This window comes from Micromonospora sp. NPDC047753, assembly GCF_040642735.1.
Taxonomy (GTDB): domain Bacteria; phylum Actinomycetota; class Actinomycetes; order Mycobacteriales; family Micromonosporaceae; genus Micromonospora.
The window spans coordinates 1-21,579 of the sequence record NZ_JBEYSL010000008.1 but is presented as its reverse complement, the minus strand read 5'-3'; the positions used below and the strand labels follow the sequence as shown (position 1 = coordinate 21,579).

Annotated in this window: 19 protein-coding genes and 1 pseudogene; 4 read left to right on the top strand and 16 right to left on the bottom strand. The window is 67.3% G+C overall.

The annotated features are described in order from the left end of the window. Positions 1–328 precede the first annotated feature (328 nt). From ABZ749_RS01630 to amcA, 10 genes are read right to left on the bottom strand one after another with little or no spacing between them, the layout of a single operon-like run. Entirely contained in the window at positions 329–1,141 is an 813-nt protein-coding gene (locus ABZ749_RS01630; protein WP_357221730.1) for an aminoglycoside phosphotransferase family protein, read from the bottom strand. After that, complete coding sequence (locus ABZ749_RS01625) at positions 1,134–1,787, bottom strand: histidine phosphatase family protein (protein ID WP_357221727.1); 654 nt, start codon at positions 1,785–1,787, stop codon at positions 1,134–1,136. The genes ABZ749_RS01630 and ABZ749_RS01625 overlap by 8 nt, the downstream gene beginning before the upstream one ends. Further along, positions 1,763–2,545 (bottom strand): phosphotransferase, encoded by a 783-nt coding sequence (locus tag ABZ749_RS01620; RefSeq protein WP_357221724.1) that lies wholly within the window; start codon positions 2,543–2,545, stop codon positions 1,763–1,765. Before ABZ749_RS01620 ends, ABZ749_RS01625 begins: the two co-directional genes overlap by 25 nt. Beyond that, positions 2,542–3,357, bottom strand: coding sequence for a class I SAM-dependent methyltransferase (locus ABZ749_RS01615; protein WP_357221721.1), 816 nt, complete (start codon positions 3,355–3,357; stop codon positions 2,542–2,544). Before ABZ749_RS01615 ends, ABZ749_RS01620 begins: the two co-directional genes overlap by 4 nt. A gap of 24 nt (positions 3,358–3,381) precedes the next feature. After that, positions 3,382–3,903 carry a topology modulation protein gene (locus tag ABZ749_RS01610; RefSeq protein ID WP_357221718.1) on the bottom strand — a complete coding sequence of 174 codons (522 nt, stop codon included), beginning with the start codon at positions 3,901–3,903 and terminating at the stop codon, positions 3,382–3,384. Positions 3,904–3,954: 51 nt separating this feature from the next. Beyond that, positions 3,955–5,001, bottom strand: coding sequence for a hypothetical protein (locus tag ABZ749_RS01605; RefSeq protein WP_357221715.1), 1,047 nt, complete (start codon positions 4,999–5,001; stop codon positions 3,955–3,957). After that, complete coding sequence (locus ABZ749_RS01600) at positions 4,986–6,695, bottom strand: carbamoyltransferase C-terminal domain-containing protein (protein WP_357221712.1); 1,710 nt, start codon at positions 6,693–6,695, stop codon at positions 4,986–4,988. Before ABZ749_RS01600 ends, ABZ749_RS01605 begins: the two co-directional genes overlap by 16 nt. Beyond that, on the bottom strand, positions 6,692–7,645 hold the full coding sequence (locus tag ABZ749_RS01595; protein ID WP_357221709.1) for a thymidylate synthase: 954 nt from the start codon (positions 7,643–7,645) through the stop codon (positions 6,692–6,694). Before ABZ749_RS01595 ends, ABZ749_RS01600 begins: the two co-directional genes overlap by 4 nt. A gap of 18 nt (positions 7,646–7,663) precedes the next feature. Beyond that, positions 7,664–8,635: an NAD-dependent epimerase/dehydratase family protein gene (locus tag ABZ749_RS01590; protein ID WP_357221706.1), complete on the bottom strand. Its 972-nt coding sequence runs from the start codon at positions 8,633–8,635 to the stop codon at positions 7,664–7,666. After that, positions 8,632–8,805, bottom strand: coding sequence for a multiple cyclophane-containing RiPP AmcA (gene amcA, locus ABZ749_RS01585; RefSeq protein ID WP_357221770.1), 174 nt, complete (start codon positions 8,803–8,805; stop codon positions 8,632–8,634). The genes ABZ749_RS01590 and amcA overlap by 4 nt, the downstream gene beginning before the upstream one ends. A gap of 453 nt (positions 8,806–9,258) precedes the next feature. On the opposite strand from amcA, the gene ABZ749_RS01580 reads away from it, so the two are divergent. Then, positions 9,259–10,590, top strand: a complete 1,332-nt coding sequence (locus ABZ749_RS01580; RefSeq protein ID WP_357221703.1) for a helix-turn-helix transcriptional regulator — start codon at positions 9,259–9,261, stop codon at positions 10,588–10,590. Here the strand turns inward: ABZ749_RS01580 and ABZ749_RS01575 are convergent. After that, complete coding sequence (locus tag ABZ749_RS01575; RefSeq protein ID WP_357221700.1) at positions 10,587–11,243, bottom strand: HAD family hydrolase; 657 nt, start codon at positions 11,241–11,243, stop codon at positions 10,587–10,589. The genes ABZ749_RS01580 and ABZ749_RS01575 overlap by 4 nt on opposite strands. 9 nt (positions 11,244–11,252) lie before the next feature. Between ABZ749_RS01575 and ABZ749_RS01570 the strand changes: the two genes are divergently transcribed. Together ABZ749_RS01570 and ABZ749_RS01565 are read left to right on the top strand one after the other, a co-directional pair. Then, entirely contained in the window at positions 11,253–11,573 is a 321-nt protein-coding gene (locus tag ABZ749_RS01570; RefSeq protein WP_357221697.1) for a hypothetical protein, read from the top strand. Positions 11,574–11,879: 306 nt separating this feature from the next. Beyond that, a pseudogene (locus ABZ749_RS01565) lies at positions 11,880–12,690 on the top strand (IS630 family transposase); the annotation flags it as partial. A 194-nt stretch (positions 12,691–12,884) separates the two neighbouring features. On the opposite strand, the gene ABZ749_RS01560 reads toward ABZ749_RS01565, so the two are convergent. The 4 genes from ABZ749_RS01560 to ABZ749_RS01545 all read right to left on the bottom strand — a co-directional run bounded on the left by ABZ749_RS01560 (position 12,885) and on the right by ABZ749_RS01545 (position 16,346). Then, positions 12,885–13,298, bottom strand: a complete 414-nt coding sequence (locus ABZ749_RS01560; RefSeq protein ID WP_357221694.1) for a hypothetical protein — start codon at positions 13,296–13,298, stop codon at positions 12,885–12,887. Positions 13,299–13,785: 487 nt separating this feature from the next. Beyond that, a complete protein-coding gene (locus ABZ749_RS01555; protein WP_357221691.1) occupies positions 13,786–14,226 on the bottom strand; it encodes a hypothetical protein in 441 nt (146 codons plus the stop codon). A gap of 321 nt (positions 14,227–14,547) precedes the next feature. After that, positions 14,548–15,657, bottom strand: coding sequence for an ImmA/IrrE family metallo-endopeptidase (locus tag ABZ749_RS01550; RefSeq protein ID WP_357221688.1), 1,110 nt, complete (start codon positions 15,655–15,657; stop codon positions 14,548–14,550). Continuing rightward, complete coding sequence (locus tag ABZ749_RS01545; RefSeq protein ID WP_357221684.1) at positions 15,654–16,346, bottom strand: hypothetical protein; 693 nt, start codon at positions 16,344–16,346, stop codon at positions 15,654–15,656. Before ABZ749_RS01545 ends, ABZ749_RS01550 begins: the two co-directional genes overlap by 4 nt. Before the next feature lie 143 nt (positions 16,347–16,489). Between ABZ749_RS01545 and ABZ749_RS01540 the strand changes: the two genes are divergently transcribed. Continuing rightward, entirely contained in the window at positions 16,490–20,260 is a 3,771-nt protein-coding gene (locus tag ABZ749_RS01540) for a DUF4365 domain-containing protein (protein WP_357221680.1), read from the top strand. 395 nt (positions 20,261–20,655) lie between these two features. Here ABZ749_RS01540 and ABZ749_RS01535 read toward each other — a convergent pair. Next, positions 20,656–21,579 (bottom strand): hypothetical protein (locus ABZ749_RS01535; protein WP_357221677.1); only part of this gene is annotated, 924 nt, incomplete at its 5' end.

The following is a 21,579-nucleotide window of genomic DNA, read 5'->3' as shown; positions in this document are numbered from 1 at the left end:
CGAGACAGAGACGTTCGTTTGACAGACTCGTTTAGTCCGGCGGGTCCGCTGGTTCGTAGGCAGCGGAGAAACGGGGATACGGCGGTCGCCTGTGCACCGTCCCTCTTGCTTCGAGGCTTCAACAGTGAGGATCTGGTCCATCGTGGTCGTGGCAGCGGGGAATTGCGCACGGATCCTGTGGGCGAGTTAGGTCGGAGTGCCAGCCGCCGGCGAGGACGGAGGCAGTAGTGATGGACTGATGCCGGGGGCCGAGGGCATTGCCGGTGGAATCACTGGTGGAGGCGCGGTAGTCGGCCCTCTGCGGCGGTGTTTGCGGAGCGGGCATTCACTAAACGTCGCCGCCACGCTTGACATCATCCGGGGTTGTGGTGCACCACGTCGTCAGCGTATCGAGGTGGGCACAGTGTTTGAGAACCTCGCGGTCGACGTTGTCGAGCTGGCCATATGCATCGAAAAAGATTCTGCTGAGGTAAGGGCGGCGGGGCCAGATGCGAGCGGCGAGACGTACGAGGTCGCGGGCGGGGAGGTCGTAGCGGCTGTGCTCGAAGTCGATCAGCCGGACTATGCCGTCGTCGCCGTAGAGCATGTTGCGAGGCATGAAGTCGAGGTGGCACGGCGCGGCTGGTAGCGGTGCGAGGTCTCGTAGTGCTCGCATGTGGGCGCGTACCTCGGCGCGGTAGTTGGGCGTAATCCGGTCTCCGGCGAGGTGGATCCAGTACTCGGCGCGTTCCGCAAGCCAGTCCGTCCAGTCCGGTTCGAGGCGGGGCAGCTCGGCGGCGTGCAGTGTCTTGAGTAATTGTCCTGCCTGCCGGTATGCGTCCTGCTCGGACCCGTGGTCGAGCTGCCGCTGGCTGAGTGGGAGGCCCGGTACGGCAGTGATGATGATGGTCGGTGGGTCGTCGGTGCTCGCCAGCAGCCGGGGTGCCCGGTCGCCGAGGGCGGGGACCCAGGTGCGGTAAGCGTGGACTTCCTGGATGTGGCGTTCCGGACTGCGGTGGATCTTGACAATGACCTCACCGTGCGCGGTCGGCGAGGCACGTAGGACGCGAGTGCCGGCATGGCCGGGGTGCCAGCTCACGGGCTTGGCGTCGGTGTTGAGGAGACGTTGGCAGAGCGCGAGGTGAACGTCGAGGTCAGTCACGGCGGGGCCGGAGGTGTCGGGTGTCGTTGTGGGTGACCAGCTGCCAGATGGTGCGGCCGAAGCGGTTGGTTGGCCGCTGCCACTGGGTGAGAGAGGCATGGTCGGTGACGAAGCCGAGCCGCAGGCAGGCATTCCGGGGCAGGCCGAGGAGCAGGGTGTTCGCCGCTTCGACTGTTTCCCCGTGGGCCGCGACGAGAATTCGTTCACCATCGTGGCGGGCGAGGATCTTCTGTAGCGCCGCGTGGGCCCGGTCGAGGTACTCGTTCCATGTCTCGGAGCCGGAAGCGTACTGATGGTCGGGGTTGTGCTGAGGCGGCCCTTGGAAGGAGGTCTTGACGTCCACCCAGGGCCGGCCGTCGGCTCCGCCGTGGTTGGGGCCGCGGAGGTTCGGGTCGATGGTGGCGGACAAGCGCAGGGCTCGGGTGATGATCTCGGCGGTCTGGGCCACGCGCAGTCGGGGTGTGGCGTAGAAGGCGGCATATGGTCGGTGGGCGTGCTCGGCGGCCAGCCGGGCGGCGAGTTGTTCCGCCTGCTTCCGGCCGAGGTCGGTGAGGCCGGTGCAGCCCCGCTTGCCGCCGACGATTCCGGCGACATTGCAGGCGGCTTCGCCGTGGCGGGCGATCACGAGTTCGGTCGTGGGGGCCATCTGAGGGCTCCTGTTCTGGTCGACTCGGTGGGGAACGGGGCGGGCCAGGGCCGGACGGTGGGCCAGGGGTGCCGGTAGCCGTTGCGGCCGAGGTATCGCAGCGTCAGCAGGTGGTGCAGTTCGGCGTACTGCTTCAGGTCGGCCAGGCTGCAGAGCTGGGGCGCGACCACGAGGCGGTAGGCGTGCAGGCAGTGGGCGAGGGTTTGCTCCCCGAGGCTGCCGTAGGTCATGGAGGCGGTAACCAGCAGGCCGGCTAGGTCGTAGCCGAAGGGAGCGAGCGTCAGGTCGTCGAAGTCGACGACGGCCATGTCATCGCCTTCCGCGAGGTAGTTCCGGATGTTCGGGTCCTTGTAGAACGCCGCGGGCTGTCCGGCTCGGTCGAGTACGGCGTCGATGGCCGACCCGTGGACGCCCGAGGCGGCAGCTGCGCGGTGTAGCGCCTCCTGCCGCGTGCTGGCGAAGTCGGGGATAACGAGTCCGATCGAGGTGATGTGGGGTTGATCGAGACGGGCGGCCCAAAGTTCATGCCGGTGCGCGGCAGCGTGGAGCCGGCCGAGTGCTGCAGCGGCCCGCGGAAGATCGTTCATCTCCGGTATGTGCCCCGGCAACCGTTCGAAGATCAGATACCGGACGCCCCGCGCGACAAGCGCGGGCAGACGTACGCCGGAGCCCAAGCCGGCTAGCCAGGCGTGGTGGGCGGCAGCGGCGGCGCAGCGTTCTGGATCGTCGTACCGTTTGACGAAGGCGGCGCCACTCATGGCCGCACCGCTATGGCGTAGCTGACCATGGATTGGGTTGTGTAGGGCGGTGCGGGCAGCCGCAGTCGGAGGGTCGCTGCGAGGGCGGGGATCCCGCCGGTCAGGGTGATCCGGTATTTCGGTGTGGTGGTGAGGTAGCGGGCGAGGTGCGTGGCGTCCGCGAAGTGGAAGACGTGTTCCTCGCGCTGGACGTCGATGACTATCAGGTTGGTGGCGGCGATGGTGTGCAGGTTGCCGCTGTGAAAGCTCTCATAGAGGCTCGGTCGACTGGTGCCGTGCGGGTCGAGGCCGGCGGCGCGGACGAGATGGTCGAGTTCGGCGTAGCTGTCCAGCGACTTGGTGACCAGGACGGCTGCACCGCCAGGGCGTAGGCAGCGGGCGATCTCCGCTACGGCCAGGCTCGGCGTCGGAGAGTGATACAGGCAGAAGGCGGCAACTGCGGCGTCGGCGACGCTGTCCAGCAGCGGCAGGTGGTGAAAGTCAGCGCAGACCACCGAGCCCAACGCCCCAGCGTCCCCGAGGCGGTCGCGGGTGGTTCGGAGAAGCGCGGCCGAAGCGTCGACGGCAATGAGCCGCCGGGGCCGGAGCCGGTCTGCCAGGCGCAAAGTTGTGGTGCCGCGCCCGCAACCGATGTCGAGCACGGCCGCCCCGCGTGGAACCCGGGCGGCGAGCAGGTTGGCGATCGTGTCGGCGACGTCGCTTCCGCTGATCTTGGCGCGATGCAGTGCTTGGGTGCGGTCGGCGAGCCGGCCGTCGCCCCGGTAGAGGTCGCCGTGGACCAGGGTGGGGTCAAGGAACGGGTTGGCCGACATCTGCCGCCTCCCGTTCCGCTGCGGTCAGGTCACGGGCTGGTGCTCGTCGCGGACGCGTTTGATCAGATGGGCCGCTTGTCGGCGGCTGGTGAGGGTGATCAAGCGGACGTGTGGTCCGTGCTCGCGGAGCAGGTTCTGAACTCGCGGGCGCATGGTGCGTCGGTAGCTGAGGACGTAGCGGACGAAGTTCCAGGTGATGCGGTCGTAGACGCCGTCCTGGTGGTGTTGTCCGCCGCGGTAGCGCCAGCGGCGTTGGGCGATGCCCCACAGGCAGGTTGTGGCGGGTAGGTCGAGGAAGATCACGGTGTCGGCAGCGGCGAGCCGGATGGGCAGGGTGCCGGCGTAATTTCCTTCGATGATCCATCGCTCGCCAGCGACGAGTTTCTCCTGCTGGGCGGCGAACTCGTCCTGCGGTAGCGGCTTCCAGTGCTGGTCGTAGTAGGTCGCGTCGAGGTGAGTCAGCGGTACGTCCAGGACCCGGGCCAACTGGCGCGCGACGGTGGACTTGCCGCTGCCGCCGCTGCCGATGATGGCGATCCTGTCCATGGTTCTCCAGGGTAGAGGTGCGGTGAGCTCGTTCGGTGGTGACACGGTGAGTCATGACCGCACCGGCTCCGGGTGGCGCAGCAGGTAGTCGAGCACTTCGAGTTGGGTTGAGAGCCGGAACGGGTCGAGGTGACGGAGGCATTCGGTGATGAGGCTGGCGTGCTCACCGGTGCCGGCGATCTCCGTGAGCCAGCCGATGCGGTGCCGCACGTCTGCGGCGTCGCCGACGATCAGCGATGAGGGAACGAACGCATTGGCGCCTCGGACGTCGGCGGGCAGCAGCGGCACACAGCCGGCGAGGACGGCCTCGAAGATTCGTTGGGTCATCTGCCCGGCGGCGGCGTATCGGGCGGGCAGCAGCAGGACGGTGGCGAGCGCGTCGGCGTAGATCGCGGAGACGCGGGGGAACGGGACTCGGCCGATGAAGTTCAGATTCGGCCAGCGCCTGGTGTCGGCCCACTTGCCGGCGATCAGGTGAGGGAGTTGCGCGGCGGTCGGCGCGAAGTAGGTGTCGAACGGGTGGTCGCGGTCGTACTGATTGCCGATGTAGACCAGCGGGGTACGACGGGGCAGGGCTACAAGCGTGGTGGGGTCGGCGGCGTCGATGGCCGTGTCGGCGACAGGAAAGAGCAGTGGTACCGCGCCCGGAGTCGGGTGCAGAGCGGGTTCGCAGACGGTGACGTAGCGGGTTCGGCGCAGGGGGTCCGCTGCGGGCAGCCGACGGTCCTTGTCCCACAGGATCGTTGGGGTGCCGAGCTGGTGGGTGTAGTGGTCGAGTAGATCGGCCTGCCGATGCAGGTCGCAGGTATGGCCGGGTCGCCCGCAGACGGTGGTGTTGCGGCCGGGAATGGGCCAGCGCCATTCGAGGAACAGGGCGTCGATATCGGGCAGGCCGACGTCCCAGCGGTAGTGGCCGGTGAGATCGTCGCCGGCCTCGCACAGGTCCCGGTTGGGTTGAAGGAAGACGATGTCACGGCCGGCTGCACGTAGCCCGTCGACCAAGGTCCGGCGGTGGCTGCGGCCTCCGTCCGGGGTGTCGGTGATGCCGGTTCCGAGGAATCCCCAGAAGCTGTAGCCAATCTTCACTTGGTCACCCATTGGTCTTCGATGAGCAGTGCGTCGAGGCCGGATTCGGTCAGGCAGTCCAGGGCCATCTCCGGCGTGCCGCAGATCGGCTTGCCCTTGATGTTCAGTGAGGTGTTGATCAGCACGGGGTGGCCGGTGATCTCACCGAAGCGGGTGAGAACGTCGGCGAGGAAAGGGTGCTGCTCGCGCGTGACGGTCTGGACCCTGGCGGTGCCGTTGACGTGCACGATCGCGGGCAGCTTGTCGCGGGTCAGCTCGGTCACGGGAGCCGCGAGCGACATGTACGGCGACGGTTGGCGTAGCCGGAAGTAGTCGGTGGCCTTGTCGGCGAGTACGACAGGGGCGAAAGGCCGGAACGGTTCGCGGAACTTGACGGTGGCGTTGAGCCGCTCGACCACACCGGCCTCCAGGGGAGAGGCGAGGATCGACCGGTGCCCCAGTGCCCGTGGCCCGGCCTCCAGCGCGCCGGTGAACAGGCCCACGATTGCCCCGTCGGCTAACTGCCGGGCCAGATGGTGGGCGGGTTCGGCGGGGCGGCTGGCGTGCAGTCCCGCTCGCGGTACGGCCGGTAGTGCCAGGTCGGGATAGGCGGGGCCGAGGTAGCAGTGGTGGCGTATGCCGGTGGGTGGGCGGCCGGTCGTCTCGAGCAAGGCGTGGGCGGCGGCGCCGATCGCGGTGCCCGCGTCGCCGGGGGCGGGTGGTACATGTATCTCGTCGACGATGCCGGCCTGGGCGATGAGGCCGGCGGCTACGCAGTTCATCGCGACCCCACCGCCTAGGCAGAGCAGCCCGGAGCCAGTCAGCCGGCGGGCTCGCGCGGCGAGATGCAGCATCACCTGCTCGGTGCGCTCCTGCACTGCAGCGGCCAGGTCGGCATGCACGGGCTCTATCGGTGCAGTCGGCAGGCGGGGCGGGCAGGTCGCGGCGGTGAACGCGGGTGTGACCCGGCCGTAGCGGCTGGCGAGCACCCGAAGGGCGATCAGAGCTGGGTCGAGGGTGAACCCGTCGGTGGTTAGCCGGATCGCCCGGGACATCAGCTCTCGAAACCGGGCGGGGTCGCCGAGGGCGGCCAGCGCCATCACGGTGCCTTCCTCGTCACCGCGGCGCCAGCCGAGGTGTTCGGTGACGGCACCGTAGGCGTAGCCAAGGGAGGCCGGGTCGTCGATCGCGTGCGCCAGGTCGAGGCTGAGTCGTGAGTTGCGCTGACGGGCGTGCCAGGTGGTGGTGGTCTGCAACTCGCCGAGGCTGTCGACGATCAGGACCGCTGCGTCATCCACACCGGCGGCGGCGAAGGCGTACAGGGCATGCGCGCGGTGGTGCGGCACTGGTTGGAGGTGTGCGCGGGGGAAACGCTCGGCCAGGTCTCGCATCCGGGCCTGGTAGCGGCGGTGGACCGTGGTGAAGCTGCGGGCCCGTGGTACGGCTCGGGCGCGGCTGGCAGTCTGTCGCAGATGGGTCGGCAGTTGACCCAGCGCGCGTAGGTAGCGGCGTCCGTCGAAGTTGTACGCGACCGTGGTCACGTCCGACGGCGTCAGGCCGGCCTCGTCGAGCAGCCAGGCGACCCCGTGTGCCGGGTACGCCTTGCTGTGCTTGACCCCGTCGAGCCGTTCCTCTTCGACGAAGCCGATCAGGTGGCCGTCGACTAGTAGCGCTGCGGCCGAGTCATGCGTGTATGCGCACAGCCCAAGTACCACATTCGCGGTCATGCCAGCTCCGGCGATGCGAGGGCCGGCCGGGTGAGGTGCTGGTACCAGGCGACGAGGGCAGCGCCGAGCGGCCCCGGGGTGTCGTGGGCGATCTTGCTAGCCAGGTCCCGCTCGCCGAGCTTCCATGTCCGGTAGCTGGTCAGCACCCGTCCGAACGTGTCCCACAGGGTGCCGTCGGGCAGGTTCTCGTCACCGGAGATGACCTGCGCGAGGACAACGTCCAGGCTGGGCCAGTCCACGTCGACCGGATCCATCTCGGTGATCGTCGGTTTGTGGTGGAGAGACTCAGCGGCGGCCGGAGCGTGATCGGCGTAGAGGTGCAGTGAGTCGACGTGGTGGTGATACTCGCCGACCTCGACACCGAGCCAGCCGGCCATCAGTTCCTGCAGGAGCGTGGTCGCGAAGATGTCGTACGGGAAGCCGAGCCAGAGGTCCTGGCTGCGCATGCTGGTGTGCATCTCGAGCCGGCCCTGCCGGATCAGGAACCGGTATCCGAGGGTGCACGGCACGTCCCGGTAGCCGCGGTGGTCGCGTGCCGGGTCGTAGATCTGGACGACGGCTTGTCGGGAGTCTCGGTCGGCCGTCAGTTTCCGGACGACCGCGTCGAGCTGGTCGAGGCTGCCACCCCACCGGCGGATCCGTGGCCCGTACGCGCCCTGCAGGATCCCGTCGTCCGCGTAGCGCCGCAGGTTGTCGTTGAAGTCGAAGATCCACGGGTCATCCGAGCCAGAGAGGATCCACAGCGCCTCAGCGACGGCGAATGCCGGGTTGATGACGCGTACGGGTGGCACGGAGACCAGCCGGCGCCGAGGGTTGGTCAGGCACAGGTGCGCCCCGATGACCTCGGTGGTCATCATGTCGCGCGGGCAGGCGATACGGCCGTTGAGCAGCACTGCCTGACTGGCGGCGGCGAAGAGTTCGCTCGCAGAGTCCGCAGTCAAAACGATCATGAAAAGGGTTTCCTTCCGTCAGGAGGCGAACGCGGTGAGTCGGTCGCGGGAGAGGTTGACCAGCCAGGCGGACTGCCGGGCCATGCCCTCGTGCAGGCCGACGGTGGGCCAGTAGCCCAGTAGCCGGCCGGCAAGGGTCAGGTCAGCGGCCGTCGAGGGAACGTCACCCGGCTGGACGTCGGCTACCTGGACCGGGATGTGCCGTCCAGTGACCGTGGACGCCTCCTGGATCGCGCCCCGCATGGAAACGCTCGCTCCGCCGCCGATGTTCACCACGGCGCACTGGGCATCTACCTGAGAGGCGGCGATCGTCGCGGCGACGACGTCGGTGATGTACGTGAACTCCCGCCGTTGGCTGCCGTCGCCGAAGAGGGTGACCGGCAGACCGGTATAGGCCGCGAACAGCAGTCGGCCGATGGCCATGTCAGGTCGCTGGCGCGGCCCGTACACGGTGAAGTAGCGCAGGGCCACGACGCTGAGCCGGTTGTCGGGGCGGCACGCGTAGGCCACGCAGAGCTGCTCGGCGGCGAGCTTGCTCACTCCGTACGGGGATACTGGGCTGGTCCGGTCGTTCTCGCGGCTGGGTCGGTCTGCCGGCCCGTAGACGCTGGACGAGGAGGCGTAGACGAGCCTCCGAACGCCCGATCGCACACACGCGTCGAGCAGCCGTTGGGTGCCGAGGACGTTGGACTGGGCGTAGTCGTGAAACTCCGAACCCCAAGAGGGCCGGACGCCCGGCCGGGCAGCCAGGTGGAATACGACGTCGCAGCCGTCCACGGCGTCATCGAGCCGGTCGGTGGCCAGATCCCGGCAGAGTGGTGTGAACAGCGGATTGGCGGCTGCGGCTGCCAAATTCTCATCGGCGAGCGCATCCTGACCGAGCCGGCGGCGGTCCAGGCCGACCACCTGAATGCCTCTGGCCAGGAGCGCGTCGACGACATGCGAACCGATGAAGCCGGCGGCGCCGGTCACCAGCACCCGCGCCGTCACCGGCGACCACCGCTCTGAGCCGGTGGCGACAGCACGCGCTGCCACACGAAGGTCAGTAGGGGCGGGTCGCCTCGGAAGGTCGTCATCCGGTCCGTCGGTGGCACACAGGGCCGCGCCGCCGGACCGGGCGCACCCGTGGCGCCTGCGGAGGCGTGCCGCGAGATGTACACGGTCACGATGTCACCGTCCGACGGTCGGCCGATTCTCGCTGCTCGGCCCAGTCATGGCGGGCCCGCCGGTGTGAAGGCGGGCCCGCCGAGGTGAGGCGGCGGCTGGGAGCACCCCGCCGGTCACCCGCCCGCGCAGCCCCGATGGCGGTACGCAGACGAGGAATCAACCTCACGACCGCACCTCTGGTCGCCACCACAACAAGCGGCGTCAGCTCTCCGGCCGTCTTGCCCGATCCGATCGATCTCTCCACCATGAATCCCCTGGCGTCGATGACAATGGGTTGGTGAGCTGGAGCCGCAAGCAGCGGCCGTCGATGCTCGTCAACAGCGAACCGTCCGGCGGAGCCAAGCGGTACCGTCCAGCACCCGTCCGCTCGCAACCAGGTAGTGACGGCCCGTAGCGGAGATGGCTAACGTGGCCGTCGTCAACAGAGGACGCACGGAGGTGCTCGCATGACCGGACGGCGCTACCCCGCCAACCGGCGGCTAGCGTGGGAGAGGCTCCAGCGGGGCTGGTCCTACGAGGAGGTCGCCGAGCGCATCCGCACGGGGATGAGTCACGCTGGCGAGACCGATACCGGGCTGAACGCGAACACAGTGCGGCGGTGGGAAACCGGTGAGCGTTGGCCTGACCCGCGCTACCGCAAACATCTCGTGGCCATCCTCGACAAGCCAGCCGACCAGCTGGGACTGCTTACTCCGGACGAGCTGGCGATGCGTCCGCAGGCAGAGACATTGCACGAGTTCAGGAGGTTGTGGGACATGATCACTGGAGGCGACGAAACCGGTTGGGATCGGGCCAGCGTCCTGCGCGCGTTGTTCGGCGCCAGCATGCTCCCCCTGGTGGCGCCGCTGCTATCACTCGATCCGCAGGCTGCGTACGCCCAAGCCAAGGCCATAGATCCAAGGGCCTACGCCGAGATCGTGCGGTGCCAGCGGACGCTGTACTGGACCAGCCCCGCACGCCCGCTGTACGAGGCTGCGTATGCCCACACACAGCTCGGCACCGGACTCGTCCGCGCGGCCACCGGCACCAGCCGGGCGACCCTCGCCAGCGCCCTCGCCGAGTCGGCGCTCCTCACCGCACGACTGGCATTCTTCGATCTCAACCAGCCTGCCGTCGCGCAACGCTGCTACGACGTCGCCCTCGCCGCCACCCGTGAGGCCGGAGACCACGCGCTGGCCGCCACCGTCCTCGGCCACATGGCTTTCATCCCGGCCTTCGGACATGATCCGACCGCTGCCCGATCACTTATCGACGCGGCGCTCCAGCACACCTGGCACGGCGTCAGCCCCGCCGTCCGCTCCTGGCTGCACTGCGTGGCCTCGGAAGTCGAAGCCCGCGCCGGGGCTGGGGCAGCAAGCCGCCATCAGATCGACCTTGCAGCGACCGCGATCACGACGCGACCCGAAATGCCCGAATGGTTCGACTACTACGACACCGACCGACTGCATTCCTTCGCTGGCTATGCAGTTCTCGCCGCTGGCGACCATGCCGAGGCCGCCCGCCACCTGGCCACGTCTCTCGCCGGCCTGACCGCGACAGGCGCCAAGCAGCGCAGCGTCGTCCTCGCCGACCTGGCCTCGGCGCACAGCAGCGACGGAGACCACGCCGCCGACTACCTCAACCAGGCCCTGGACGCCCTGCAGGCCGACTGGTACGGCACGGGGCTGGAGCGGGTCAGAGCCGTCCGGCAGGTACTCGGCGACAGCCGAGAGGGCAGCCACCTCGACGAACGCGTCGCCGCCCTCGCGACCAGCCGGGCCGCTCTTCCGGGGAGCTAAGCCGCCGACTCGTTGTGCCTACGTACCAGCCCGGGCAACTCGGCCAGCGAGTCGAGGTGGAAGAGGCAGCGGTCGCTGATGGTCTTGTCGTCGAGGATGTATCCCCATGGGCCGCGTCGCACCAGGGCGGTCGCAAGCCCGGCCGCCTGCGCCGGCCGGATGTCGTTATCCAGCCTGTCTCCGACGTACAGCACCTGGTCGGCGGGGCAGCCAGCCTCCGTGACGACGCGGTCGAAGAACGCGGCCGACGGTTTCTCGACGTTCCAGCCGTCCGAGGTGCCGATCACGTCGACGGGCAGATCAAGGGCGCGCAGGATGGACTCTGCTCGGGCGGTCTGATTACCGGCCAGGCCGACCTGCACGCCCAACTCCTGCAAAGCGGCCAGGCATGGCCGGGCGTCCGGGTAGAGGTTCTCCTCGGCGAAGTTTTCCGGCTGCCCAGCGTCTGCCCGGCGCCGCCGCTCCTCGGCAAGGTCGAACCCGGGCCGGAATACCTGGAACGCCTCGCGGTAGTCCAAGCCGCGAGCAATGACCGCACCGAAGACGGCCGAGAAGGTGTGCCGCGGGACGCCCAGCCAGTCAGCCCAGGTGCCGTACTCCCTGGATTCGTCAACGATCGTCTCGCCCACATCGAAGAACACGCTGGAGATCACCCTGGGATTGTGCCGTTCGAACGCAGGTTCATCAACGTGCGTCGCGAGTTGGGCGCTCCCGAAGTCGGCCGGTCTTATTGGGTCTTCCCCACCGAGCCCGTCGACGCCGCCTGGCAGGTTTCGCTGCAACACACCGATCCCTACCACGCCGCCTGCGAGCAAGTTGCGGGAGGCTTCGTGCACCACGTGCCGATCCTGACGGAGGGCATGGCGGAAGGCTCCTCCATGGAGTACACCCGCCAGGCGTTGAAGGCGACCGGCCACTACATCAACCCCGAGTTCTGGGACGGCGAGGCGAAGTCCTGCTGCCCGCCTAACCCGGGAGTCTGAAAGGGCCATCTGACCGATGCGTATTGACTGGACCGCGCTACCCGAGGCCGTCAGCAAAGAGGTAGCCGACCGGGCTGGAGGGACTCACATCATTCCTGCCACGACCGGCGACCACGCGGAGATGGCCGCAACCATCACGGGACCGAACGGGAAGGTGTTCGTGAAAGCGGCCCATACCGACTTCGGTGGCAGGTCACTGTGCTTCGAGCTACAGGTGAATGAGGCCCTCAGCAGGGCTCACTCACCCGCTGTCGAATGGCACTTCGAGGCTGCTGGTTGGCTGGTGGTGGGCTTTGAGCACTGCGACGCCCGACGAAACTCGGGCGACCGTTCACCCGCCGGAGTATCCGCAAACTCGCCGAGTACCTGGCCACCAACCCCGTCCGAAGCGTCAGGGTGGGCCGCGAACGGCTGCGACAACTCCTGCGCGAACACGAGATCACCTTCCAGTGCACGAAGACGTGGAAGGAGTCGAACGACCCGCAACGTGCGGCGAACCTGGTTCGCATCGAGCACGTCATGCATCACTTCCCGGACCGGGTGTTCGCGTTCGACGAGTTCGGGCCGCTGGCGATCCGACCGCAGGCCGGGGCGGGATGGCAGCGCAAGACCATCCGTACCGGCTTCCTGCGAACTATCACAAACTGCACGACGTCCGGCAGTTCCATGGCTGCTCCTCCGCCGGTGACGACACCATGTTCGGCGTCATCCACCAGGAGAAGTCCGCGGTCAACACTCTCGCCGCTCTGAAATCGATCCGCGCGATGCGGCTGGACGGTGCGCCGATCTACGTCATTCTCGACAACCTGTCCGCGCACAAGCGCGTCGCCATCCGGCAGTGGGCGGCCCGGAACAAGGTCGAGCTCTGCTTCACGCCGACCTACGCGTCCTGGGCCAACCCGATCGAGGCCCATTTCGGGCCGTTACGCACGTTCGTGGTCGCCGGATCCGACCACCACAACCACGTCGCACTGGGCCGTCACCTGCACCGATACCTGCGCTGGCGCAACGCCAACGCCCGCCACCCCGACGTCCTGGCGCTCAACGCCGCGAACGCGCACGCGTCCGCAGCGAACGACAACACCGCTGGGGCCACCCCGCAGCCAAGGCCGCCTAACCAGCCCGGCGAACGTTTGTGGTCAGGGCACTAGCTACGCGATCAGCACCGGCGGTTCGCCGCACGTCACCACCGGCGAGCCAGCGCACCTGGCGCCGCCACCGTTCTGCATGCCCCCCGGTCGCCATCCTCTGCTCGCCTCAGCTGCCAGTTTGTCTGCCATGGCCCCAATGACATGGTGGGTCGAGGTCCGGCTAGGAGGGCCGCTCAGCGTCGACAGCCGATTGCAGCCTCGTGCGGACGAGGTCGACCTGGCTAGGGCTGACGAGTTGGAGGTGATCTAGCGTTTCCTCCGTGATCGCCCGCAGGTCTCGCTCCCCTGAGTCCCACGTGCTGGGGGCCTTGATCCAGCCATCCTCCGGCAGGGCCAGGTTGTTCGGTGGCCAGATCTGCACCACCCCGCCGAGGCGGAATCGCAGGAAGAGGTGCTCTTGGTCGCTGGGCCGGGCGAACTCGACCATCCAGCGGTTGGGTTCGGCGGGCCAGAATGCCACCCAGCCGGCCTCCCGACTCATGGGCTGGCCACCAGGACTCATGCGTGGGCGAGCGCCGATCGGAAGCCCGTCAAAGTCGAGGGCGTGGATGACCTCGTACATCGGATCGATCATGGTCTTCCTTCCTCCCCAACCGAGCGGGAGTCTTGGGCTGGCTCCCACCGACAGTAATCGGTCTTTCCGCCGGCAGCTGTGGCAGTCGGGTCGAGGTTTACCGGTTGGCACCCTCGTACACACGGACCGTGCCGCCACTGGCTGCGACTGCATCACCGAGACCACCGCAGACCGCGGTGAGCAGCTCAGGGACGCCGGCTACCAGATCTTCGGCCGCTAGCTCGACGAGCACCTGCCACCCGACGACCCGTACTACCTCGGCAAGGCCCTGAAACCCGGCGAGCCGGAACCATCCTGGACGCCGGGCTGAGGTTCTTCACGGCGGGCGCTGGCCCGCAACCTCCCACGCCCAGGCTAAGAACTCCTGGCGAAAGGATGGCGGGCCTCCCGTGGACGTGAGGCTCGTTCTGTCTGAGAGGGTGTTCCGAAAGGTTAGGTCCGCTTCTGGTCAGGGTGAATATGCCGGGTCCTGTCTCGGCGGCGATCGTCAGCTGATCCGGCTCAGCAGTGAACGGTTCTGGAGTATCGCCTTCCCGCCGGCTGCGAGGGTGATCGCGGTGGCGGCGAGGACCACCGCAAACAGCGTTTTGCGGTCGTCCAGCCGGTCGAGGAACGCCTTGTTTCTGCCGTCGGCTTCGGTCAGCCGTTGAGCGGCCAGGAAACGCTGGTCGATCAGACGGTCTCGCTGGTCCGGATCGAGATCGTCTCTCTGCAGCTGCGCGTCGATCGCCGCACCTACCGCCTGCCACTCGCGCATCACCTGGTCCTGGCTTCTGTCGTTCGACGCCAGCGTCGCCTGGTGTACTTCAGCGAGCGCGGTCGTCGTGGCGGTCACCAGACGCGCGGCTTCGGGAAACTTCTCCAGGAACATTCGGGCCGTGTCCTCGTCCATGGTCGACACCGGATCCATGTGCACCTCGCCCGTCACGTAGGGATCTCCGCGGCAGGCAGTCTATCCGGGGCGTGCTCCTCCCACCGTTCCACAGGACTGCCCGTCGACCGTGCTGCCGGCGATCGCGCCCCAGCCGTCGAGGGCACCTGCACCTGCTGAGCCAATTGAGGCAGGTCGACGCCCCGTAGACGAAAGCGGATTCAATTACAGCGGGTCGAAACCCTGCGGTTGCACGCGTACCCATCCTGGAGGTCGCAGGACCGGCTGCCGCGCTGGCTGTCGTCGCGATCCTGCCGCCATCGGCGCGATGGCGGCTCGACCTGCTGTTCCGTGTGAAGATTCGAGGACGCTTGGTCGTCAGACCTGAAGGGCTGCTTGTTCAATCCGGTCCGAGCCAGCCGTCAACACGAGTTGCAACAGCTCAGTCGACATGCCCGCCTGGTGCGCGACGGATGCTGCGCTGTACTGCTGGTCGGCAAGTAGTTGCGCTGCCCTGCCCAGCAGCGCTGGCTGTTCGCGAGGCCCTAGGTCGCCGGGCTCCGGGTAGCCGCAGTCGGTGAGCGTGGTCATGGCTCGACGGTAGGTGTGGTCGCGGTAGATGCCCATCTCGTGTCCGCGGTACACGAGAGCTTTCAACGAGATACCCCAACGGCTCTTCAACTCCTGGAGGCGCTCGAAGTCGAGGCGGCCGGGCAGCTCGTCGCGTAGTCGGCTGCTCGGGACGAGGAATTCCGAGCCGAAGGCGGTGGCTTGTCGCTCCAGGATCTGGCTTCCGGGTTCGGCGTCGTGGTGCAGCAGTAGGTGCGCGAGCTCGTGCGCGGCATCCATCCGGGAACGAGCTTTGTCGTTCTTGCGAGGGCTGGTGAACACGAACGGCCGTACCCCGTACCAGTGGGAGAAGGCGTCGACTTTGTCGGATACGTCGGGGAGCGTCAGTACGACGACACCTCGGGATTCGAGCAGGCGGACCATGTGCGGCACCGGCTCGTCGGCCAAGCCAAAGGCGCAGCGAGCATCGAGTGCAGCCGCTTGGAGGTCGCCGCTGTCGCCTTCTTCGGGAAGATCGACTGAAGGTAGCCGGAGTTCGGGCAAATCGAGGTGTCGTTCCAGGACATCGACGACCCGCCAGGCGATCTCGCCGAAAGCAAGCGCTTGGTCCCGTTCGGCCTGGCTGGTGACACGCAGACTCCGGAAGTGGGGCTGGCCTGCCATGACTGGGGCGGCGAACCCGGCGGCGAAGAACGGGACCGGCATGGCCAGGGCCAAGGCAAGGCGGGACAGTACCGCCGGTGACGGCCGAGACTGCCCCAGCTCGTACTGGCTCACGGCTGCCGCGGAGACACCCACCTGGTACGCCAGATCCTTCTTGCGCATCCGCCGCCACCGGCGGGCGAGTGTCAAGGCGTGAGGCCGGAATGCTGCCGCTGCCAGCGCCGGCGCGTCGTCCCGGCTGCCGGCGGCCCTCACGCGAGTGCGGACAGGCGCCTGTCCGCGCCGTTACGCGGGCGAACCTGTAGGTCTAGCTCTGGGATCGGGACCTCGCCGCGAAGCCCGACGAGGCTACCGGCCGGGCCGTCGTCCGCCACAATGGTTGTCCTGGCGGGCTGTCCGATCCACAACTGGACCTCGAACCAGGGCGAGCCGCCGTGACGGTTGTCGCGCGGCAGGCCGATGTAGGCCAGCGCCTCACCTGTGCCGATGTCACCGGCATGGGCCACCCGAAGGTGCCGCCGACGTGGTAGCACGCCCGCGAAAGCATCGGCGAACTGCTCGTCGTCATCGAGAGCGAGTTGGCCGTGCCGACTGTTCTCGACAGCGCCACCGAGCCGGGCCTCACTGCCCTCCCAGCGGATCGACTCGACGTTGGCTCCGGTGCCACCCTGTAGGGAGTAGAGGCGCAGGATGTAACCCGCGCACAGGATCTCGAGCGAATTGTCCTCGATCCGCGTGCTGACGCCGGGGAGTCCGGCGAACTGCGCCACGCCCAGGTTCGTCAGGTTGCGCCAGACTGTGGTTCCGAAGCTCATGGCGTCGTCGCCGAGTTCGGGCTCGTGCCGATCCGCTGCCCGCCGGTACACCTGCCGAACGAGGTCTGCGAGAGGGGCGAGGACACCACTCGCGTCGAGGGTCGCGATGGCAGGGGACAGATAATCCACGCCCGAGAACATAGCAGGACCCCATTTGGTGTCGCCGAACTAAAGTAGCGTCGTTGACAAGCCGCCACCGCAGCCCAATCGCTCAGTCCACCGGTAGGCAATCGGGTCCCCGTCCTGTCGGCGGTGGCCGTTAACCTCTCCTAGTGACCCAGCTACTGACTACCGTGACCGGCGACGCCGGCATACACGGTGTGGGGCTGCTGGTCAACACCAGGCTTGGCTGGCACTTTCGCCCCCAGCCCGTCGCCGACGTCGGGATTGACGCGCAGGTGGAGTCGGTCGTTGACGGTGTCAGCACGGGTTGCCTACTCGGACTTCAGATCAAGTCCGGACAATCGATGTTCTCCGAGCCGGCGCCTGACGGTAGCGGCTGGGTCTACCGCGAACGATCCCAAACCCACCGCCGCTACTGGCTGCGCTACCCATTGCCTGTGCTGCTGGTGCTCTACCAGCCAGACACTCACACCGCGTACTGGCAGGTCGTCACCGACGAGACTGCCGTTGCCACTGGCGCAGGCTTTAAGGTACGCGTGCCGTCGACCCAACAGTTGGACGCCGGATCCGCCGAGAGGCTGGCAGAGCTCGCGCGCCGTAAGCCAGACGACGCCTTCGGGGAACGGCTGCGGAATCTCCCTTCCGGATGCGCCGACAGGCTGGTCGCGCTGCGGCAGACGGCACCCGACCTGGCTCAGCAACTTGCCGAGGAATTGGTCAACGGGCGTAGGAACCCGAGAGCCACGGTCGAGAAGATCATTGCCGAAGGGGGCGAACGGCCGTGGCTAGCGTGGTCCGTGCTGGCCGACTACGCCAACGAGCACAACCAGGCATTGTTAGCCGCTGACTGCTTCCGCCAGACGGCGGAATCCTGCCCCAACGACGACCTGGCGGGGCGGTTCTTTGCCTTCGCGGGTCTGCTCCTCGCCGACCTCGACCGCGAACGAGCCCACGCACTGTTGACGCGGGCGTCGTCCGCCGGCGCAAGAGGTCTGGCAGGCATCGGTATCGCCACCCTCGAGCACGGCGAACGGAAGGGGCCCATTTCGTTGCCGCCGTTGCCGCAAGGAGATCAGGGGAGAGTAGAACCCACGATCCTCCGTTTCATGGCCGAGCAGCGGACCGTCGCTGGCGATTTCGACGGCGCGGTCGAGTTGCACGAGAAGGCACTGGCTCTTTCGCCCGACGCTCCGGCGCAACAGATTGCTCTTGCCGAGGCACTGCTGCGCCGGCCGCGACCCAAAGGTGGTGGCTCCCAGCTCGAGGACTATCACCAGGCCGCGGCTCTGGCGGCGTCTGCGCGATCCGCGCGTCGCCGTTGGGGATCGGACAGCACTCGGCCTGCTGAGATCCTGCTTCAGGCTCGGGCCATGGCGGGCGACGAACGATCGGCGGTCCGCGTCGCACTCCAAGGACCAGAGGGTGAGGCCACTGACGCCGAGGCAGGATCCCCGAATCTCGCCTTCTACGCCGCTCGGCTCTGCTACGAGTTGGGCGAGCTGGATCGTGGCGACCGCCTGGCGAAGGTGGTCGAGGCTAGCGGACGACGAGAGCTGATCACACACTGCGCGGCCGTTCGCGCCCAGGCATGTAACGCGGGCAAAGACGTACAAGCTCAGCGATGGCAGGAGGCCCTGAACTCTGGCGCCGCTGGGCCGCACCGACTGGTCGCGCTGCAAAATCTGGCGCAACTTGGCCGCTGGCCCATCCCCGACCTAGACGAAATGAGAGACGACGGACACCTCACGGAGGGGATCTATGACTTGTTACACGCGCAAGCACTCGCCGCGTCGGGCCAGCCCGACGCGGCCCTGAGCCTGCTACGTGTCGCCCGGGATGGGAGCGTCCTCGTCGCCGAGGAGTACGCCAGGCAACTCGCCGCGGCAGGGCGCGTCGATGAGTGTGTCCGGGCGTGCGACCACGCGAGCCTCCGGTTCGGAGACCCGCGGCTGTCGCTCTACGCCCTCGAAGTGCTGACCGATGCCGAACGCACGGACGAGGTGATTCTCCGGGCCAACATGCTTCTGGGCCGCGCCGACCTGCCCATCAGCCTTCGCCATCTCCTGCGAGGCAAACTGACCGATATTTTCACCGAGCGCCGAGATTGGCTCTCCTGCGAACGGCTGGGACATGACGGATTGTCCGAAACACGCCGCTTGCGAGCACACTCGCACGAGAGCCAGCCGGGCGAGCTCGCGTTTCCCTCGTCAACGGCGGCGGACCTCGACGGAAACGAGCGAGACTACGCCTGGTCGATTGTGATCAGCCAATACAACCAAGGCAATGCTGAACGGGCATTCGAGACCCTGCAGACTTTCGACCCCGCGCCCCGCACCGTCCCTCAACTGCAGGCGTGGACCGACCTGCACCGCCTCCAAGGCTGGACACCCGCCAGCGCCGAGCAAGCCCTCGCCATAGCGGAACACGACCGCACCCCGGGCGAGGTCGTGGGACGCCTCCTGTTCTCGCTCGTGCAGACATGCCGACCTTCGCCCAACATCACAGCGATGACCGGCGGCGACGTCGTAGCCACCGACCTGAGTGACCCTCCCCCCGTCCCGGTGTCCGAGGAGCTTCACCTTCGGCTGACACAAGCCTGGACCAGGTTCCTGAGCGAACATGACCCAGCCCGTGCTGTCCGCATCGATGCCGACGTCAGCCAGATCCGTGCGAGACCTGACGACCCGCTCGATCTGGTGACCGCGCTCCCACAACACGCTGCCGCGGCCGTCCACGCCGGCCAAGCCGCGCTTGGCTCGCTGAGTCTGGCCACCGGCCTGCCGTATCTGCTGTCCCTTGCCGACGACCTCGCCGGCGTCGTTCCCGCAGTCGATCCCAGCGACGCGGTCACGGAAGCCGAGCTGAGTGTGGCGAAGAAGGCGATCGGCGGGACAGTCAGCATCGAGACCTCCGCCGTGTACCTGGCTGCCGCGGTCGCCCAGCTGTGGCCAACAGTGCGGGCCGCCTTCCTGAACGTCCGAATCGCCAAACCTGTGGCGTCGGACATCCTCCACAGCCACCTGGCCGCCAACAGCCGCGCCAGGGCGGCGCGAGACCCAACATCCTCCAAGACTGGCCGACTCTCATCGGGAGAAATGTCGTCCGAGCAGAAGAGGTCCTCCGTCGTCCGCACAGCGGCAACTCAGAGAGCAGCACAGGACTGCCAGCTGACAGATGTCGCCGCCCCGGTCGAAGACCTACCTGCCGCACCCGGCGCCGTAACCACGCCCTGGGTGGCCGCCGTTCTCGTCGCCAAGCAAAACGGCATCCCGCTCTACAGCGACGACGTAGCCCTGAGAGCCTGGGCCCGGTCGCAGGGCGTGCCAGCTTTCGGCACCCTCGCCCTGGTCGAGGCGCTCCTTGACGCCGGAACGGTAATTCACGTCGAGCCCGTCGTCACCAAGCTCTTCCGCGGAAACGTCGTCGACCTGCCTTCGCCATGGCCGTTGGTTGTCCAAGCGCTCGAGTGTGACGGACCGATGTCGCCGCATGCCCGGCTCAACCTGACACGACCCGCTTTTTGGCAAGCGACAGCTGCCGAGGAGGTTGGTCCGATGGTCCTTGAACTAACTCGGCTAGCCAGGGACGATGCCGACGGACTCGGTGCCCTCGTCGCGGCGTGCGCAAAAGGGCTGACCGCAGCGCTGGAGCCCGTGGAACTCGTGCTCGGCAGCCTCGGCGCGACCGTGCTCGCCTACCTCAACGGCTCGTCGTCGTCATTGGGGGCGACCGTGGTTCGTGCCGTTCAGGACGTAGGTGCCCGCCTTGACATCGACCCCCTACCAGCGCTGAGGCAACGCTTCGTCGCGATCATGACCGATCCGGCAGGGCCATATGAGCTGCCACGGGAGGAGGCTCACCGAGCCTTTGACCAGATCCTGTACACCGTCTCGGGCACCGACAGCGCTGAATGCGGGTGAAGTTAGTCGATAGACTGCATGGTGTCGGGAGACCGCAGGATGCAAATCTAGAAACCCATCGACCGGGTCAAGTAGGCCATAGTCGGGCACGCTCTCGGCGAGGCGCGGCTAACCCGGACACTCGTGGTCGCGAAAACTGGAGGGCCTGTGTCGCCGTGTGGCCTGGGCTCCCAGTTCTGCCGAAGGCCCAGTCGTACAGGTGCCTCAAGTCCGACCTGCCTATGCCCTGACCGGCCCGGGAGATCCACTTCCGCAGCCCAGCGGCCAAGGCCGAGAAGGCCTTTCGGTCTGACGAGCAGACAGTGGATGCCACAGTAAGACGTTGGCCGCAAGCACGAAGAGCGTGTTGATCAGGAGTTCTAGGTGCCCTGCCCACCCCTGGTCCTGTGCGTCGGTTAATGCTGGCCTAAAGATGCGACTTCTTCCACGGTTGTTTCGGCAGTTCGGTCGGTCGGTGATGTGATGAAGGGATGCTCGGAGAGCATCTTCTGGATCTTGAGGCGCCATCCGTCTTCAAGGTCGCCGACCTGTAGGAACATGTCGGCAACGACACTGAGGAACCGTCGTTCATCAGTGAGTGGAATGTCCGGAGCGGGATGCGGCCGGTGTTGCTCGACGGTGTGTGGTCCGGAAGGGACGAGGTCGAGCATGAGGTCGAGGGTGCAAGCGCGCACGCCCCGCTTGGCGTGGTCAGTCTCGTTTTCGCTGTGAACCATCTCGCAGCCCACGGCGCGTAGGCCGGCCGTCTGCAGCGCGCCGAAGACGGCGGCCCAGGCGCGTGGGCTGCGGTTGGCATAACTGAAGATGAGATGTCCATCGGGACGGAGCGTCCGTCGGGCCTCCTTAAAGATGCGGCCTAGGAGCGCCTCATAGGCGCCGTCATCGACGAGCTGGCCAGTGGTGCTGTTGACCACGGCTTCGCCGGTGAGCGCCTCGTTGGTGAGCTTTTCGTTCGCGAGGCGGGCCCAAGCACGCAACGGGCCCGACAGCTCTGCGTACTGGACATCGTCGTGATACGGCGGATCGGTTAGGGCTAGGTGCACCGAGTTTGCCGGCAGGACCATCTGCTCACTGCTACCTTCGACAACCCGTACGTCCCACTCGTTCATAGCCGTGGCCGGTGCGCTGGTGGTGAGCGGCCCTTGGACGAGAAGTTCGCGGCCGGTCTTTTCCTGTAGCCATGTTGCGGACTTGACGAGCTGGTTGAGGCGCCGGAGGACGGTTCCCCGCCCGCGGCCGACGCCGCCCCAGACATTGGGCTCGACCGAAACGGTGGTGAGGTTGAAGCGATGGCCTGCCATCGATTCGAAGCTTTTGAG

Bases quoted from the DNA above. Each gene is read 5' to 3' on its own strand.
- ABZ749_RS01605 (WP_357221715.1), bottom strand. From the start codon at position 5,001: ATGGGTGACCAAGTGAAGATTGGCTACAGCTTCTGGGGATTCCTCGGA.
- ABZ749_RS01560 (WP_357221694.1), bottom strand. From the start codon at position 13,298: ATGATCGATCCGATGTACGAGGTCATCCACGCCCTCGACTTTGACGGG.
- ABZ749_RS01620 (WP_357221724.1), bottom strand. From the start codon at position 2,545: ATGAGTGGCGCCGCCTTCGTCAAACGGTACGACGATCCAGAACGCTGC.
- ABZ749_RS01625 (WP_357221727.1), bottom strand. From the start codon at position 1,787: ATGGCCCCCACGACCGAACTCGTGATCGCCCGCCACGGCGAAGCCGCC.
- ABZ749_RS01600 (WP_357221712.1), bottom strand. From the start codon at position 6,695: ATGACCGCGAATGTGGTACTTGGGCTGTGCGCATACACGCATGACTCG.
- ABZ749_RS01610 (WP_357221718.1), bottom strand. From the start codon at position 3,903: ATGGACAGGATCGCCATCATCGGCAGCGGCGGCAGCGGCAAGTCCACC.
- ABZ749_RS01595 (WP_357221709.1), bottom strand. From the start codon at position 7,645: ATGATCGTTTTGACTGCGGACTCTGCGAGCGAACTCTTCGCCGCCGCC.
- ABZ749_RS01580 (WP_357221703.1), top strand. From the start codon at position 9,259: ATGACCGGACGGCGCTACCCCGCCAACCGGCGGCTAGCGTGGGAGAGG.
- ABZ749_RS01615 (WP_357221721.1), bottom strand. From the start codon at position 3,357: ATGTCGGCCAACCCGTTCCTTGACCCCACCCTGGTCCACGGCGACCTC.